The following is a 13,778-nucleotide window of genomic DNA, read 5'->3' as shown; positions in this document are numbered from 1 at the left end:
ACAATCGTGGCTCTTGACCGGCACTATTGACATGATCCTTTTAAGGTGACGTACTCGCCATATGTCCGGACTCCGTGGCGCGTGATGAGCGATCGCATTTGATCCGTCCGGCGCACCCGTCGCGCGATCATGGGCCTGGCCGACGTTCTCGGGTCTGATCCAGACCATCCGGATTTTCTGCGGGAACCATACGCCCGCCACCGCGAGATGAGCGCGCAGGGCGCGATCTTCCACACCCGCGCCGGGCTGCTCGTCGCCACCGCCCACGAGGCGTCGGGGCGATCATCGCCGAGCTGATCGGCGGGCCGCCGGAGGAGGCGGATCTGGTTCCCTGCGGCGCCTGCCCGCCGCCGGTGATGGTCATCACCGAGCCGCTCGGGGTGTCGCCTGAGGACCACGAAGGCTTGCGGGGTTGGCGTGAGACGCTCGCGCGCGGCCTTGACCCGATGCTTACAGACGCGCTGACATCGGAAACCCGGGCGGGCCGCCTCCGGCACGGCTCAGGGGCTGACGGCGTCGTAGCGCTCCCTGGCCGCCTCGACATCCTCGATGTGCGCCTCGGCCCAGCTCTTGATCGCGGCCACCAGGGGCATCAGGCTCTCGCCCAGCGGGGTGAGCTCGTAGTCCACCCGTACCGGCACCGAGGGTGTGAGCGTGCGCGAGACGAGGCCGTCGCGTTCCATGCCACGCAGGGTCTGGGTGAGCATCTTCTGGCTCACGCCGGCGATGCGCCTGGCCAGGTCACTGTAGCGGCGCGGCCCTGCCTGCAGCGCGGTGAGCACCAGCGTGACCCACTTGTCGCTGAGGCGGTCGAGCAGCTTCCTGGAGGGGCACTGTGAGAAGTACGCGTCGAAGGCCTGCCTGGCCTCGTCGCGCCGCTCCGCAGCCGTCTTCGTGGCCATCCGTTCTCTCCTCCGGGTGAGTTACGCACTTCTGGGTGCCTACTTACCAGAAGAGAGTAACTCTTCCTAGGGTCTCAGGCATGACGAACATGCGTGCACTCATCGGCGGTTCCGGTGCCCCACGGCTGGTGGAGGTGCCGGTACCGCAAGCAGGACCGGGGCAGGTGCGGATCAAGGTGGCCGCGGCCGGGGTGAATCCGTTCGACCTCGCCGTGGCGGCCGGGGCGCTCGCCGACTACGGCGTGGCGCGGCGGCTGGACTCGTACGGTCTCGGCTTCGACGTCGCGGGGACCGTGGACCAGGTGGGCGCCGGGGCAGGCTTCCGGGTGGGCGAGGAGGTGATCGGGCTCGCCGCGCGCCTGGAGCTGCCGGTGAAGGCGCAGGCCGAGTACGTGGTGCTCGACGCGGGGGCGGTTGCGCGGGCGCCGCGCGAGGTCACCGCAGTGGCCGCGGCGACGATCCCGCTCAATGCGCTGACCGCCTGGCAGGCGCTGGACCGGGCGGGAGCAGGGCCCGGCCGGACACTGCTGGTGACGGGGGCGGCCGGGGCCGTCGGGGGCTACCTGGTGGAGCTGGCCGTACTGCGCGGCGCCCGGGTGGTGGCCGCCGCGGGATCCGGGGACGAGGAGTTCGTACGAGGGTTGGGGGCCGAGTGGTTCGTGGCGCGTGGCGAGGACCTCGCCAACGCGGTACGGGCCCGCGTGCCCGGGGGTGTGGACGCCGCCGTGGACGCGGCCGTGCTGGGCCTGGCCGCGCTCGACGCGGTGCGGGACGCCGGGGCGTTCGTGGTGCTCACGGCCGGAGTGGCGCCGGCCGGCTTGAGGGGCATCGACGTCGCGACCGTGTTCTTCCGCGCCGACGCCGCTCAGCTCGATGAGGTGGTGCGGCTGGTGGAGGCGGGGCGGCTGACGTTGCGGGTGGCGGACACGTATCCGCTGGAGAAGGCGGCCGATGCCCACGCCAGGCTGGCGGCGGGCGGCGTCCGCGGCCGTCTCGTGCTCGTGCCCTGAGAGGGTCGCGGGCCCCGGTGCCGCACACGGGGCGCCGGGGCCCGCCAGAATCTCAGTGGGTGGGCTTGACCAGCGGGAACAGGATGGTCTCGCGGATGTTCTTGCCGGTGAACGCCATGATCATCCGGTCGATGCCGGCCCCCATGCCGCCGGTTGGCGGCATCGCGTATTCCAGGGCCTGCAGGAAGTCCTCGTCGAGCTGCATGGCCTCCAGGTCGCCGCCGGCCGCCATAAGGGACTGCTCGACCAGGCGCCGCCGCTGCTCGATCGGGTCGATCAGCTCGGAGTAGGCGGTGCCCAGCTCGGTGCCGAACCCGATCAGGTCCCACTTCTCCGTCAGCAGCGGGTTGTCGCGGTGCTGGCGGGTCAGCGGCGAGGTCTCCAGCGGGTAGTCCATGACGAACGTGGGCTGGACCAGCGTGTGCTCGACGAGGGCCTCGAAGAGCTCCTGCACGATCTTGCCCGAGCCCCACTTCGGGTCCCAGTGGATCTCGCGCCGGTCGGCGAGCTTGCGCAGCTCCTCAAGGGTGGTCGAGGTGGTGATCTCCTCGCCGACGGCCTCCGACACCGCTCCGTAGAGCGTGATCCTGGGCCATTCGGCGATGCCGAGGTCGATCTCGACGCCGTCGTGCACGACCACGGAAGTGCCCAGGGCGGCCACGACGGCCTTCTGGTACATCCGCTGCGTCAGGTCCGCCATGTCGTTGTAGTCGAGGTAGGTGCCGTACGCCTCGACCATGGTGAACTCGGGGTTGTGCGTGGAGTCCGCGCCCTCGTTGCGGAAGTTGCGGTTGACCTCGAAGACCTTGTCGATGCCGCCGACCACGAGCCGCTTCAGGTAGAGCTCGATCGCGATGCGGAGGTAGAGCTCCATGTCGTAGGCGTTGATGTGGGTCTTGAAGGGCCGGGCCGTCGCGCCGCCGTGGACGGGCTGCAGCATCGGCGTCTCGACCTCGAGGTAGCCCTCCTCGTGCCAGAAGTCGCGCACCGCACGCACCGTGGCGCTGCGGACGCGGGCCATCTTCCTGGCCTCGTCGTTGACGATCAGGTCGACGTAGCGCTGGCGTACGCGGGCCTCGGGGTCGGTGAGCCCGACGTGCTTCTCCGGCAGCGGGCGCAGGCACTTGGCGGTGATCTGCCAGCTCTCGGCCAGGATGGACAGCTCGCCCCGGCGCGAGGTGATGACCTCGCCGGTCACGCCGACGTGGTCACCCAGGTCGACGTCGCGCTTCCAGCGCGCAAGCGACTCCTCACCCACCTTGTCGAGCGAGATCATGACCTGCAGGTCGGCGTCGCCGTCCCTGAGCGTGGCGAAGCAGAGCTTGCCGCCGACGCGGCTGAGCATGACGCGGCCCGCGACGCCCACCGTGTCACCGGTGGCGGTGTCGGGCTCCAGGCCCTGGTATTTCTCCCTGACCTCGGCGTTGGTCGCCGTGCGTGGGAAATTCACCGGGTAAGGATCGACGCCCTCGCTGCGAAGGCGGTCGAGCTTCTCCCTCCGGATGCGCATCTGCTCGGGAAGTTCGTCGCTCACAACAACAAAGGGTAGGGGATACGGCGAACTGCAAGGGCTCGTCGGCGCCCTGCAGGAACGCTGCAGGGACGCTGCAAGAGCCCTCCTTTATCAATATCTCACGAGCTCAGGGGGGAACCGGCACGGAGCCGGTCCAGGGGAGCTCAAGGAGAGAAGATGTTGAAGAAGATCGCGACGGGCGTCCTCGCCGCTGCCGCTACCACCGCTCTGGCTCTGTCGCTTCCCACCGCCGCGTCCGCCACCTCGCCCGACTACGACGACTACTCCGAGTACTGGGGCCCCGTCTACGCCAAGCACCACCAGGCCAAGGCTCAGGGCTGGGTCGGCGTCAACTGGGACCACGACGGCGAGTCGAACGAGGTCCACGTCAAGGGCAAGCTCTACGACCTGGACAACCGCACCTACAACCAGGGTGGGAAGTGCGCCTACGTCAAGTTCCAGGCCAGCGACTTCGACGACGACTGGTCCCCGGTCTACTCCAAGAAGTACTGCGGCTACCCGGGCTACAAGCCCTTCCAGTTCGCCGAGCACGACGTCTCCAGCCTGCGGGTGAAGGTCTGCCAGATCGGCGTGCACAGCAACTACCCCACGAAGTGCGGTCCCTGGCAGTACCTCTACACCGCCGAGAGCGAGTAGGACGAACAGCGCCGGCGCGCTCATATACGCAAGCGGTCCCCTTACCCGAGCGGGGGGCCGCTTGTCCTGCGTCCGGGGTCAGGTCGTGTTCCTGTGGTAGATCAGGCGCAGGCCGATGAGGGTCAGCCACGGCTCATGTACGTCGATCGAGCGCGACTCGCCCACCACCAGCGCCGCGTGCCCGCCGGTGGCCACCACGGTCACCTCCTCGGGGTCGTCGGCCAGCTCCGCCGTCATGCGCTCGACGATGCCGTCCACCTGGCCGGCGAAGCCGTAGATGATGCCGGCCTGCAGAGCCTCCACCGTGTTCTTGGCGATCACCGAGCGGGGCCTGACCAGCTCCACCTTGTGCAGCTGCGCTCCGGCCGCGGCCAGCGCGTCGACCGAGATCTCGATGCCGGGAGCGGTGACCGCGCCGACGTACTCGCCCTTGGCGGACACCGCGTCGAACGAGGTCGCGGTGCCGAAGTCGACGATGACGCAGGGGCCGCCGTACTGGTCGATGGCCGCGATCGCGTTGACGATGCGGTCGCTGCCGACCTCCTTGGGGTTGTCCATGCGTACGGGCATCCCGGTGCGGATGCCCGGCTCCACGATCACCGTGGTCACGTCGCCGTAGTAGCGGCGGGTCATCTCGCGCATCTCGTTGAGCACGCTCGGGACCGTGGAGCAGATGGCGATGCCGTTGATGTCGGTCCCCTTGAGCAGCGGCGACTGCGTCAAAAGGCCTTGGAGTACGACAGCGATCTCGTCGGCGGTGCGGCGGGCGTCGGTGGCCAGCCGCCAGTGCTCGATGACGTCCTCGCCCTCGAACAGCCCCAGCACCGTGTGCGTGTTGCCGACGTCGATCGTGAGCAGCATCAATTACCCCCGCAGATCCAGTGCGATGTCCAGGGCCGGCGCCGAGTGCGTTAGCGCTCCCACCGCAAGGTACTCAACGCCAGTTTCGGCCACGTCCCGGGCCGATTCCAAGGTCAATCCCCCGCTCGCTTCGAGCGCAACCCTGTTTTTCGCCCGATTTTTCACGACTTGTACGGCTCGCGCCGTGTCCTCGATCGTGAAGTTGTCCAGCAGGATCTCCGCGGCGCCCTCGTCGAGCACGGCCTCCAGTTGGTCCAGCCGGTCGACCTCCACCTCGATGGGCAGCTCCGGGTACCGCTCCCTGACCGCCCTGAACGCCTCGGCCACCCCGCCCGCCGCCACCACGTGGTTGTCCTTGATCAGGGCCGCGTCCGACAGCGACATCCGGTGGTTCACACCGCCGCCGCAGCGCACCGCGTACTTCTCCAGGGACCGCAGCCCCGGCAGCGTCTTGCGGCTGTCGCGCACGCGCGCCGTCGTGCCGCTGATCGCCTCGACCCATCTGCCGGTCAGCGTGGCCACCCCGGACAGGTGCGTGAGCAGGTTGAGCGCGGTGCGCTCGGCCGTCAGCAGGGCCCGTGTCGGACCCTCCACGGTCATCAGCACGTCGCCCGCCCTGACCCGCTCGCCGTCCTTGGCCCGCCTCTCGCTACGCCCCGCGCCCAGCCGTACGAACACCGCCTCCGCCACGGCCAGCCCCGCCACGACGCCGTCCTTGCGCGCCACCACGTCGGCGCTGGAGCTCTGGCCGGCCGGGATGGTGGCCAGGCTGGTCACGTCGCCCGCCTCCTGCAGGTCCTCGGCGAGCGCCCGGTCGATCAGCGCGTCCACCTCGGCCGGGTCGAGCCCGGCGGCCGTCAGCTCCTGGGCCAGGCGCGGCGGCATCGCGTCGCCGTGAGGCGTGTACGTCATGCGGGGGCCCTCCTCCGTCAGGGTCACATCCAGGTGGCCCAGCCATTCGTTGTCGTCGCGCGTGTCGTAGTCCTCGCGCCAGTGTGAGCCACGCGTCTCGAGCCTGGCCGCCGCCGCGCCGGTGAGCAGGGTGGCGACCGTGAGCAGGTTCGTGACCTCCCAGGACTCGGTGCAGGCCGGCACCTCGACGGGCGTCCAGCGGGCCTCGCGCAGCGCCCTTGCCGTGGTCAGCAGCGACTCGCGGCTGCGCAGCACGCTCGCCCCGGTGCTCATGTGAGCCTGGATCCTGGGCCTGATCCGCGGGTCGGCCAGCCCGGGCGCGGCCTGGCTCTCGACCGGCTCGCCCGGCTCGGGGCGTACGCGGTGGATGTCCTCGGCGATGCGCTCGGCGAAGACGAGCCCTTCGAGCAGGGAGTTGGAGGCCAGCCGGTTCGCGCCGTGCACGCCGGTGCAGGCGACCTCGCCACAGGCGTACAGGCCGTCGATCGAGGTGCGCCCGCGCAGGTCGGTACGGACGCCGCCGCTCGCGTAGTGGGCGGCGGGTGACACGGGAATGGGCTCGGTCGCCGGATCGATGCCGTGCTCGCGGCAGACGGCGTAGATCGTGGGGAATCGGGTCTCCCACCTCTCCCGGCCGAAGTGGCGGCCGTCGAGGAAGACGTGGGCGCGGCCGGTCGCGCGCATCGTCCGCATGATCGCCTTGGCCACGACGTCGCGCGGCGCCAGATCGGCCAGCTCGTGCACGTCCGTCATGAACCGGTTGCCCGCGTGGTCGATCAGGAAGGCGCCCTCGCCCCGGACCGCCTCCGAGATCAGCGGCTGCTGGCCGGTCGAGCCCTCGCCGAGCCAGAGCACGGTCGGGTGGAACTGGACGAACTCGATGTCGCGCACCACGGCCCCGGCGCGCAGCGCGAGCGCGACCCCGTCGCCTGTGGAGACCACGGGGTTGGTGGTGGCGGCGTACACCTGGCCCATGCCGCCGGTGGCCAGCACGACCGCCCTGGCGAGCACCGCGCCCACGCCGTCGCGCGCGCCCTCGCCCATGACGTGCAGCGTCACGCCCCTGGCCCGGCCCCTGGCGTCCTTCAGCAGGTCCAGGACCAGCGCGTGCTCGATCACCTCGATCGATCCGGCGCGCACCGCCTCGACGAGCGCCCGCTGCACCTCGGCACCCGTGGCGTCGCCGCCCGCGTGCACGATCCTGCGCCGCCGGTGCCCGCCCTCCCTGGTGAGCTGGAGCTCGCCGTCGGGGGTCCGGTCGAAGCGGGCGCCGCGCGCCATCAGCCGCCGCAGCGCGCCGGGGCCCTCGGTCACCAGCGTCCGCACGGCCCCCACGTCACAAAGCCCGACCCCGGCGAGCAGCGTGTCGTTCAGGTGTTCCTCGGGCGTGTCACGAGGGTCGAGCACGGCGGCGATGCCGCCCTGGGCCCAGCGGGTGGAGCCCGACGACAGCACGTCCTTGGTGACGACCAGAACCTTGGCGGCCGGGTCCAGCTCGGCATAGCGCAGGGCCACGGTCAGGCCCGCGATGCCGGAGCCCACGACGACCACGTCCGCCTCGGCGGTCCAGCCGGGGGCGGGAGCGGTCAGCCGCAGGGGGATCGCCGGTGCGCTCATTGGGGTCTCCTCACTGAGGCGATTTCGTCAATATGACGATAACGCCTGGCGTGGCGTGAGCATGCCCCGGGGGCTCAAAGACGGTAGATCTTCCTCATGGACGCCTCGTACTCGGCGAACGGCTCCAGTCCCACCGCGGCGCGACGCTCCTCGAGGAGATCGGGCTCCTCGATCGGCATGGGCTCCAGGCCGTCGACGCCGTCGTGGAGCTGGGTGCCGTACAGCTGAAGGCGACCAGAGCGCACGCGTATCCGGTCCTCCAGGTACGCCAGATGGCGCGGCGAGGCCTCGTCCCGCTCCACGGCGTCGGCCACCACCTCGCGGAAGAGCCGCTGCGCCTCCAGCGAGCTGGCGTGCTGCGCCAGCAGCCAGGCCGCCCCCGCAGCCCGCTGCCCGACCTGCGAGATCAGCGGCCAGCCGCGAGTGGCGACCACAGAGTAGAGCCAGGCGGTGTTGCCCTCGTCGAGCCTTTGGATCCGGGCCAGCCGCCGGTTGCCGGGAATGCCCTTGGCCGGGTCGCGCATGGCCTGGTCGATCTTCATCCGCCGGAGCAGCTCGTCCCGTAACTCCTCGTCGGTCATGTTTCCGACGGTAATCCGCCTCAGGCGGGATTCAAGGTCAGGGTGACGTTGTCGATCAGCCGGGTGCCGCCGACCCTCGCGGCCACCGCGAGCACCGCCGGGCCCGCGTAGGACTCGCCCATCTCGGCGAACGTCGCCGGATCCACCAGGGCCAGGTAATCGAGGTCGAGTTCGGGGCCCGCCGCGTCGAGCACGGCCATGGCCGCCGCGCGGATCCTGGACGGGGTGGCCTCGGCCTTGCCCTGGCGAAGTGCGCGAGAGAGCGCCAGCGCCACCTGCCGGTCGCCGGCGGACAGATAGCGGTTGCGGCTGGACAGGGCCAGGCCGTCGGGCTCGCGTACGGTGGGCGCACCGACGATCTCGATCGGCACGTCGAGGTCGGCGACCATGCGCCGGATCAGGGCGAGCTGCTGAGCGTCCTTCTGCCCGAAGATCGCCACGTGCGGCTGGACCAGGTTGAAGAGCTTGAGCACGACCGTGAGCACGCCATCGAAGTGCCCCGGCCTGGAGGCGCCTTCGACGATCTTCCCCATCTCGCCGGAGCAGAGGCTCACCTGGCGGTCGGGGTGGTACATGTCCGCGGGGGACGGGTGGAACACCACGTCGGCGCCCTCGGCCCGGCACACGTCGAGGTCGGCGTCGAACGTACGGGGATAGCGTGAAAAATCCTCGTTCGGGGCGAACTGCAGGGGATTGACGAAGATGCTGACCACGACCTGATCGGCCCGGGCCCGGGCGAGCCTGATCAGCGACCTGTGCCCCTCGTGCAGCGCTCCCATGGTCGGCACCAGGGCCACCTCTCCAGCGACACGCGCCTTGACCAGGTCTTCCCGGTTCCTGGCGACGATCAGCTCCATAACGCAGTCCTCCTCATGTCCATATGTTGCCGCCCAGCGCGTCGAGCAGCCGCTCCGCCTCCTCCGGTTTGAGCAACCCCGCGGCCAGCGCCCGGTCGGCGGTGAGCCTGGCCAGCGCGATGTAGGCGTCGGCGGCCTCCGGAGCGGCGAGGATCAGCGCGTCCACGTGCTTGCGCACGGTGCCGGCGTCGCCGCGGACGACCGGGCCGGTGAGGCCGGAGATGCCCAGCCTCAGCACGTTGTCGAGCGCGGCGCCGAGCAGGGGGCCAAGCATCCGCCCAGGGTGCTCGACGCCGATGCGGTGGAGCAGGTCGGACGACTCCGCGATGAGCGTGACCATGTGGTTGGCGGCCCCGGCCAGCGCCGCGTGGTAAAGCGGGCGGTCGGCCTCGGCGATCCAGACCGGCTCGCCGCCCATCTCGATCACCAGAGCCTCGGCGATGGGGCGCAGCGCGTCGGGTGCGGTCACGCCGTATGAGATGCCGGTGAGCTTGTTGAGGTCCTCGTCGCGGCCCGTGAACGTCATCACCGGGTGCAGCGCGAGCGGCAGTGCACCGGCCTTCGCCGCCGGGTCGAGCACGGACAGCCCGTACGACCCGCTGGTGTGCGCCAGCAGCTTGCCGTGGAGGTCGGCCCCGGTGGTGGCGAGCCCGTTGACGAGGTCGGGCAGCGCGTCGTCCGGCACGGTGAGCAGGATCAGCTCCGCCGCCGCCACCACCTCGTCGGGCCGCGACGGCGTGACGCCGAGCCGGTCGGCCGCCCATCGCTGAGAATTGTCGGACACCCCGCTCGCCGCCACGATGTGGTGGCCTGCCTGCGCCAACGCGGCGCCGAGAGCCGAGCCGACCTTGCCCGCCCCGAGCACGCCGACAGTCAGCCGGGCCGGGCGATCCCCTGCGTCCATGACGTCACACCCCTGTCGACCTGATGGCACTGCCGACCAGCGTAACGGCCTCTCCGGGTGATGGATGGCGGGCCGCGTCCAGCGATCCGCCGCAGGCGGCGGGTTGTGCTTCTGCGTGACCGGTGCTTTGCCACCTGTTGAGTTAGCGACAAAAGCGACAAGGGCATACAAATCGTGCACCCCCTGTCGGAAGAGATGAGGAGAGGGGTTCATCGCAGCCGCGGGCGCCGAGTCCCCGCCGGACCCGACGCCCGCAAGGATGCGACCTCTTGGAGGTGCGCCTGGCCGGTTCATCCGCCGACTGACCGGCCGGGATCCGAGCCCGGGCCGGACCGCGCCGGTCCGGGCTCTTCCGCGCCGTCTCAGTGATGGCCCGGCACGTTTTGGAGGGCGCCGCCCTTGCAGCCGGCGACGGAGATGCCTATGCCTGCCACGGCGTTGCCGCAGGCGTGGACCGGGATGCCGATCGGAAGGCGCAGCTGGTTGCCCGCGATCACGCCACCATTGCCGCTGGTGACGTCGGCGTGCGCGATCGGCGCGGCCATCGCCAGCATGGCGGCGGCTCCGGCCACGACCAAGGTCTTCTTCGGCATGAGAGCTCCTCTCAGTTCGCGGCACAAGCCGTGCGAGTGCCTGCTCGATCGAGCGGCTCCGCTGTTGACGCTACGCAGTCGCTCGATGACAACCCGGCAAACGGTAGCGCAAGCGAGTGACAATCAGTAGTCAGAAGATAACCGTGCGTGCCATCAGGGAGTCGTGAGATAGTCCAAGGCATGTGGCTCACGTGGCGTGCCGCGACGGAGAGAGCGCTGTATGGCGAGGAGGGTTTCTACCTCCGCGAGCGACCGTCGGGCCACTTCCGCACCTCCGTCATCGCATCGCCGGCGTTCGCCGACGCCGTCCTGGCGCTGCTGCGGCAGGTGGACGCCGAGCTCGGCGAGCCTGCGGCGCTCGACCTGGTCGACATCGGCGCCGGCGAGGGCGTGCTGGTCACCCAGGTGCTGGCCGCGGCCGAGCCCGCGCTGCGCGACCGGCTGCGCGTCACGGCCGTCGACCTCTCCCCCAGGCCGGAGGGCCTTCCCGAGCAGGTCGTCTGGCGCAGCGGCCTGCCGGACGCCATCACGGGGCTGGCCATCGCCAACGAGTGGCTCGACAACGTGCCGCTCGACGTGGCCGAGCAGACGCCCGACGGCCCCCGGCTGGTCATGGTCGACATCGGGACGGGCGAGGAGCGTCTCGGCGGCCCGTTGCGGCCCCCCGACCGCGCATGGCTGGATCGGTGGTGGCCGCTGTCCCGCGTGGGCTCGCGCGCGGAGATCGGGCGGCCCCGCGACAGGGCCTGGGCGTCGGTCGTGACGCGTCTCACCAGGGGCCGGGCGGTCGCCATCGATTATGCACACCCTGTGGACAACCGGCCGCTCTGCGGAACGCTGACCGGATACCGCGACGGGGCGGTGGTAACCCCGATCCCCGACGGGACCTGCGACATCACGGCTCATGTCGCGCTCGACGCATGTGCGGAGGCGGGGCGGCGGGCCGGTGCGATATCCACAACCTTGTCCACACAGCGCGACGAGTTGCGCGCCTTGGGGATCACGGGCGCCCGGCCACCCTTGGAGCTGGCCCGCACCGATCCGCGGGCCTATCTCCGAGCCCTGGCCAGGGCGACGGAGGAGAGCGAGCTGATCGACCCGTCGGGGCTCGGCGGCTTCGGCTGGCTCATCCAGGGACGCTGAGCTCGGGGTCCTCACGCCTCGGCGGCGAGCTCCAGGGCATGCAGGCCGCGGATGATGTAGCCGGGCTTCCAAGTGGGCTCCCGCCGCAGCTCCAACCTGGCCGCCCGGTCCAGCAGAGCGCCGAACGACTCCATGAGCTCGATGCGGGCCAGCGGCGCACCCAGGCAGAAGTGGATGCCAGCCCCGAAGGAGATGTGCGGGTTGTCGGCCCGCCCCACGTCCAGCCGGTCCGGGTCCTCGAACGCCTGCGGATCGCGGTTGGCCGAGCCGAACAGCAGCGCCACCTCCGAGCCGCGCGGGATCGTCACGCCGTGGACCTCGATGTCTTCCAGCACCCACCGCTCGAACATCTGCAGCGGCGTGTCCCAGCGCATCAGCTCCTCGACGGCCGTGGGCAGCAGCGAGCGGTCCGCACGCAGGCGTGCCAGCTCGGCGGGGTTTCTGAACAGGGACCACCAGCCGTTGCCGGTCACGTTCACGGTCGCTTCATGGCCGGCGTTGAGCAGCAGGACGCAGGTGCCGACCAGCTCGTCCTCGGTCAGCTCGGTGATCTGGGTCAGTGCGCTGATCAGGTCTTCGCCGGGAGCCTGCCGGCGCTCGCGGGCCAGGGACTTGAGGTAATCCGCGAACTCCGACGCCGCGCGTACCGCGGTGTGCTGGGCCTCGGGGGCGGGGTTGAGCTCGTACATGCCGCAGATGTCGGCCGACCAGGGGCGGAGCAGGTGGCGGTCCCGCTCGGGGATTCCCAGCATCTCCGCGATCACCGTCACCGGGAGCGGCTCGGCAACCTCGGCGATCAGGTCACCGCCGCCCTTCTCCACGAACGTGTCCACCAGGCCCTCGGCCATGGCGCGCACGCGGGGGCGCAGGGACTCGACCATCCGCGGCGTGAACGCCTTGGAGACCAGCCGGCGCAGCCTGGTGTGCACCGGCGGCTCGACGTCGAGCATGCCCGCCCTGATCACCCGCCAGAACGGCTCCTGGAAGTCCGGCTCGGGCTGCTTGCCGAACTCCTCGTGCGTGGCCACGTGCAGGTAGGACCGGCCGAGGCGGCGGTCCCTGAGCAGGGCGTTCACGTCGGCGTGGCGCGAGATCAGCCACTGGTTCGTCGGCTCGAAGTAACTGACCGGCGCCTCGCGGCGCAGCTCGTCATAGACCCGGTACGGGTTGGCCACGAAAGCAGGATTCCAGGGATCAAAGCGCACTATTTCATCTTAGGAGTAGCTTCCTCGGGCTCGGCCTGCTTCGCGTGCTTGCCGCGCATCCGGATGTTCAGCAGCTCCACGATGACCGAGAACGCCATCGCGAAGTAGATGTACCCCTTGGGGATGTGCTGGCCGAGGCCCTCGGCGATGAGCACCACGCCGATCAGCACCAGGAACGCCAGCGCCAGCATCTTGATGCTGGGGTGCCTGTCCACGAACCGGCTGATCGGCCCGGAGGCGAACAGCATCACCAGCACCGCCGCCACGACCGCCGCGATCATCACGCCGAGCTCGTCCACCATGCCGACCGCGGTGATGACCGAGTCGAGCGAGAACACGATGTCGAGGACCATGATCTGCACGATCACCGACGCGAAGGAGGTCGCCGCGGCCTTCTTGCCGTCCCCTCCGGCGGGGGCGTCCATGCTGTGGCTGATCTCGGTCACGCTCTTGGCCAGCAGGAACAGGCCGCCGAGCAGCAGGATCAGATCGCGTCCCGATATCTCGTAGCCGAGGACGGCGAACAGCGGCTCGGTGAGCCGCACCACCCACGACAGGCCGAGCAGCAGGAGCAGGCGGCTGATCAGGGCCGCGGCCAGGCCCAGGACGCGTGCCCGGTCCCGCTGTTCCGGAGGTAGCTTGCCGGCCAGGATGGAGATGAAGATGATGTTGTCGATCCCCAGCACGATCTCCAGGGCGACCAGGGTGAAGAAGCCGATCCAGATCTGTGGGTCGGTCACCCAGTCCAACATCTGCGCACCTCCATGACACGTGGGTTGATGGTTTCCGTTAGCAACGAGTGAGGGCCCGCATAAGTTCGCCGGCTTGCGATTTGGGGGCGGGTGTCGGTTATAGTGCGGGACATAGGTCATGAGTGCCAGCGACAAGCCCCGGCTAGCTGGCCGGCAACCCTCGCGTCCGCGGCGGGGTGCCCCGGGTGAAGACCTGGTCCGTCACGAGGTGTGACGGTCAAGCGCGGGCTCCGTGGCTGCTCCAGGGGTCCGAACGACCCTGAGGGAGATG

General features: G+C 70.1%; 13 protein-coding genes and 1 riboswitch. Of the genes, 3 read left to right on the top strand and 10 right to left on the bottom strand.

The annotated features are described in order from the left end of the window. Positions 1–500: 500 nt before the first annotated feature. Complete coding sequence (locus tag EJK15_RS37705) at positions 501–902, bottom strand: winged helix-turn-helix transcriptional regulator (protein ID WP_138715258.1); 402 nt, start codon at positions 900–902, stop codon at positions 501–503. Positions 903–982: 80 nt separating this feature from the next. On the opposite strand from EJK15_RS37705, the gene EJK15_RS37700 reads away from it, so the two are divergent. Further along, complete coding sequence (locus EJK15_RS37700) at positions 983–1,912, top strand: NADP-dependent oxidoreductase (RefSeq protein WP_240777465.1); 930 nt, start codon at positions 983–985, stop codon at positions 1,910–1,912. A gap of 52 nt (positions 1,913–1,964) precedes the next feature. Here EJK15_RS37700 and lysX read toward each other — a convergent pair whose 3' ends face one another. After that, positions 1,965–3,446, bottom strand: a complete 1,482-nt coding sequence (gene lysX, locus EJK15_RS37695) for a bifunctional lysylphosphatidylglycerol synthetase/lysine--tRNA ligase LysX (RefSeq protein WP_138715257.1) — start codon at positions 3,444–3,446, stop codon at positions 1,965–1,967. Between the two features lie 156 nt (positions 3,447–3,602). Between lysX and EJK15_RS37690 the strand changes: the two genes are divergently transcribed. Then, positions 3,603–4,082: a hypothetical protein gene (locus EJK15_RS37690; RefSeq protein WP_138715256.1), complete on the top strand. Its 480-nt coding sequence runs from the start codon at positions 3,603–3,605 to the stop codon at positions 4,080–4,082. Positions 4,083–4,160: 78 nt separating this feature from the next. On the opposite strand, the gene EJK15_RS37685 is transcribed toward EJK15_RS37690, so the two are convergent. The 6 genes from EJK15_RS37685 to EJK15_RS37660 form a co-directional block, all read right to left on the bottom strand. Further along, positions 4,161–4,943, bottom strand: a complete 783-nt coding sequence (locus EJK15_RS37685; protein ID WP_138715255.1) for a type III pantothenate kinase — start codon at positions 4,941–4,943, stop codon at positions 4,161–4,163. Between the two features lie 3 nt (positions 4,944–4,946). Next, on the bottom strand, positions 4,947–7,472 hold the full coding sequence (locus tag EJK15_RS37680) for an L-aspartate oxidase (protein ID WP_138715254.1): 2,526 nt from the start codon (positions 7,470–7,472) through the stop codon (positions 4,947–4,949). A gap of 74 nt (positions 7,473–7,546) precedes the next feature. Beyond that, entirely contained in the window at positions 7,547–8,053 is a 507-nt protein-coding gene (locus tag EJK15_RS37675) for a DUF6624 domain-containing protein (RefSeq protein ID WP_138715253.1), read from the bottom strand. A gap of 20 nt (positions 8,054–8,073) precedes the next feature. Beyond that, entirely contained in the window at positions 8,074–8,910 is an 837-nt protein-coding gene (panC, locus tag EJK15_RS37670; protein ID WP_138715252.1) for a pantoate--beta-alanine ligase, read from the bottom strand. Between the two features lie 13 nt (positions 8,911–8,923). Further along, on the bottom strand, positions 8,924–9,814 hold the full coding sequence (locus EJK15_RS37665; RefSeq protein WP_138715251.1) for a Rossmann-like and DUF2520 domain-containing protein: 891 nt from the start codon (positions 9,812–9,814) through the stop codon (positions 8,924–8,926). A gap of 362 nt (positions 9,815–10,176) precedes the next feature. After that, positions 10,177–10,407 (bottom strand): chaplin family protein, encoded by a 231-nt coding sequence (locus EJK15_RS37660; RefSeq protein WP_138715250.1) that lies wholly within the window; start codon positions 10,405–10,407, stop codon positions 10,177–10,179. A gap of 180 nt (positions 10,408–10,587) precedes the next feature. Between EJK15_RS37660 and EJK15_RS37655 the strand changes: the two genes are divergently transcribed. Further along, positions 10,588–11,550: an SAM-dependent methyltransferase gene (locus tag EJK15_RS37655; RefSeq protein WP_138715249.1), complete on the top strand. Its 963-nt coding sequence runs from the start codon at positions 10,588–10,590 to the stop codon at positions 11,548–11,550. Between the two features lie 11 nt (positions 11,551–11,561). Here the strand turns inward: EJK15_RS37655 and EJK15_RS37650 are convergent, their stop codons facing one another. Beyond that, positions 11,562–12,725, bottom strand: a complete 1,164-nt coding sequence (locus EJK15_RS37650) for a cytochrome P450 (protein WP_240777464.1) — start codon at positions 12,723–12,725, stop codon at positions 11,562–11,564. 29 nt (positions 12,726–12,754) lie between these two features. Next, the gene (locus tag EJK15_RS37645; protein WP_171074746.1) at positions 12,755–13,507 is read right to left on the bottom strand and encodes a TerC family protein; all 753 of its coding nucleotides are present in this window, start codon (positions 13,505–13,507) and stop codon (positions 12,755–12,757) included. A 114-nt stretch (positions 13,508–13,621) separates the two neighbouring features. Beyond that, a riboswitch (SAM riboswitch) is annotated at positions 13,622–13,737 on the top strand. The last annotated feature ends 41 nt before the right edge of the window (positions 13,738–13,778 follow it).

Source organism: Nonomuraea basaltis (assembly GCF_005893125.1).
Lineage (GTDB): Bacteria > Actinomycetota > Actinomycetes > Streptosporangiales > Streptosporangiaceae > Nonomuraea > Nonomuraea basaltis.
The sequence above is the reverse complement of the archived record's forward strand: the minus strand, read 5'-3'. Positions and strand labels throughout refer to the sequence as shown.

What these genes read in the sequence shown, in the direction of transcription:
- EJK15_RS37705 (WP_138715258.1), bottom strand. Translation starts at nt 902, where the DNA reads ATGGCCACGAAGACGGCTGCGGAGCGGCGCGACGAGGCCAGGCAGGCC.
- EJK15_RS37700 (WP_240777465.1), top strand. Translation starts at nt 983, where the DNA reads ATGACGAACATGCGTGCACTCATCGGCGGTTCCGGTGCCCCACGGCTG.
- EJK15_RS37690 (WP_138715256.1), top strand. Translation starts at nt 3,603, where the DNA reads ATGTTGAAGAAGATCGCGACGGGCGTCCTCGCCGCTGCCGCTACCACC.
- EJK15_RS37685 (WP_138715255.1), bottom strand. Translation starts at nt 4,943, where the DNA reads ATGCTGCTCACGATCGACGTCGGCAACACGCACACGGTGCTGGGGCTG.
- EJK15_RS37680 (WP_138715254.1), bottom strand. Translation starts at nt 7,472, where the DNA reads ATGAGCGCACCGGCGATCCCCCTGCGGCTGACCGCTCCCGCCCCCGGC.
- EJK15_RS37675 (WP_138715253.1), bottom strand. Translation starts at nt 8,053, where the DNA reads ATGACCGACGAGGAGTTACGGGACGAGCTGCTCCGGCGGATGAAGATC.
- panC (WP_138715252.1), bottom strand. Translation starts at nt 8,910, where the DNA reads ATGGAGCTGATCGTCGCCAGGAACCGGGAAGACCTGGTCAAGGCGCGT.
- EJK15_RS37665 (WP_138715251.1), bottom strand. Translation starts at nt 9,814, where the DNA reads ATGGACGCAGGGGATCGCCCGGCCCGGCTGACTGTCGGCGTGCTCGGG.
- EJK15_RS37660 (WP_138715250.1), bottom strand. Translation starts at nt 10,407, where the DNA reads ATGCCGAAGAAGACCTTGGTCGTGGCCGGAGCCGCCGCCATGCTGGCG.
- EJK15_RS37655 (WP_138715249.1), top strand. Translation starts at nt 10,588, where the DNA reads ATGTGGCTCACGTGGCGTGCCGCGACGGAGAGAGCGCTGTATGGCGAG.
- EJK15_RS37645 (WP_171074746.1), bottom strand. Translation starts at nt 13,507, where the DNA reads ATGTTGGACTGGGTGACCGACCCACAGATCTGGATCGGCTTCTTCACC.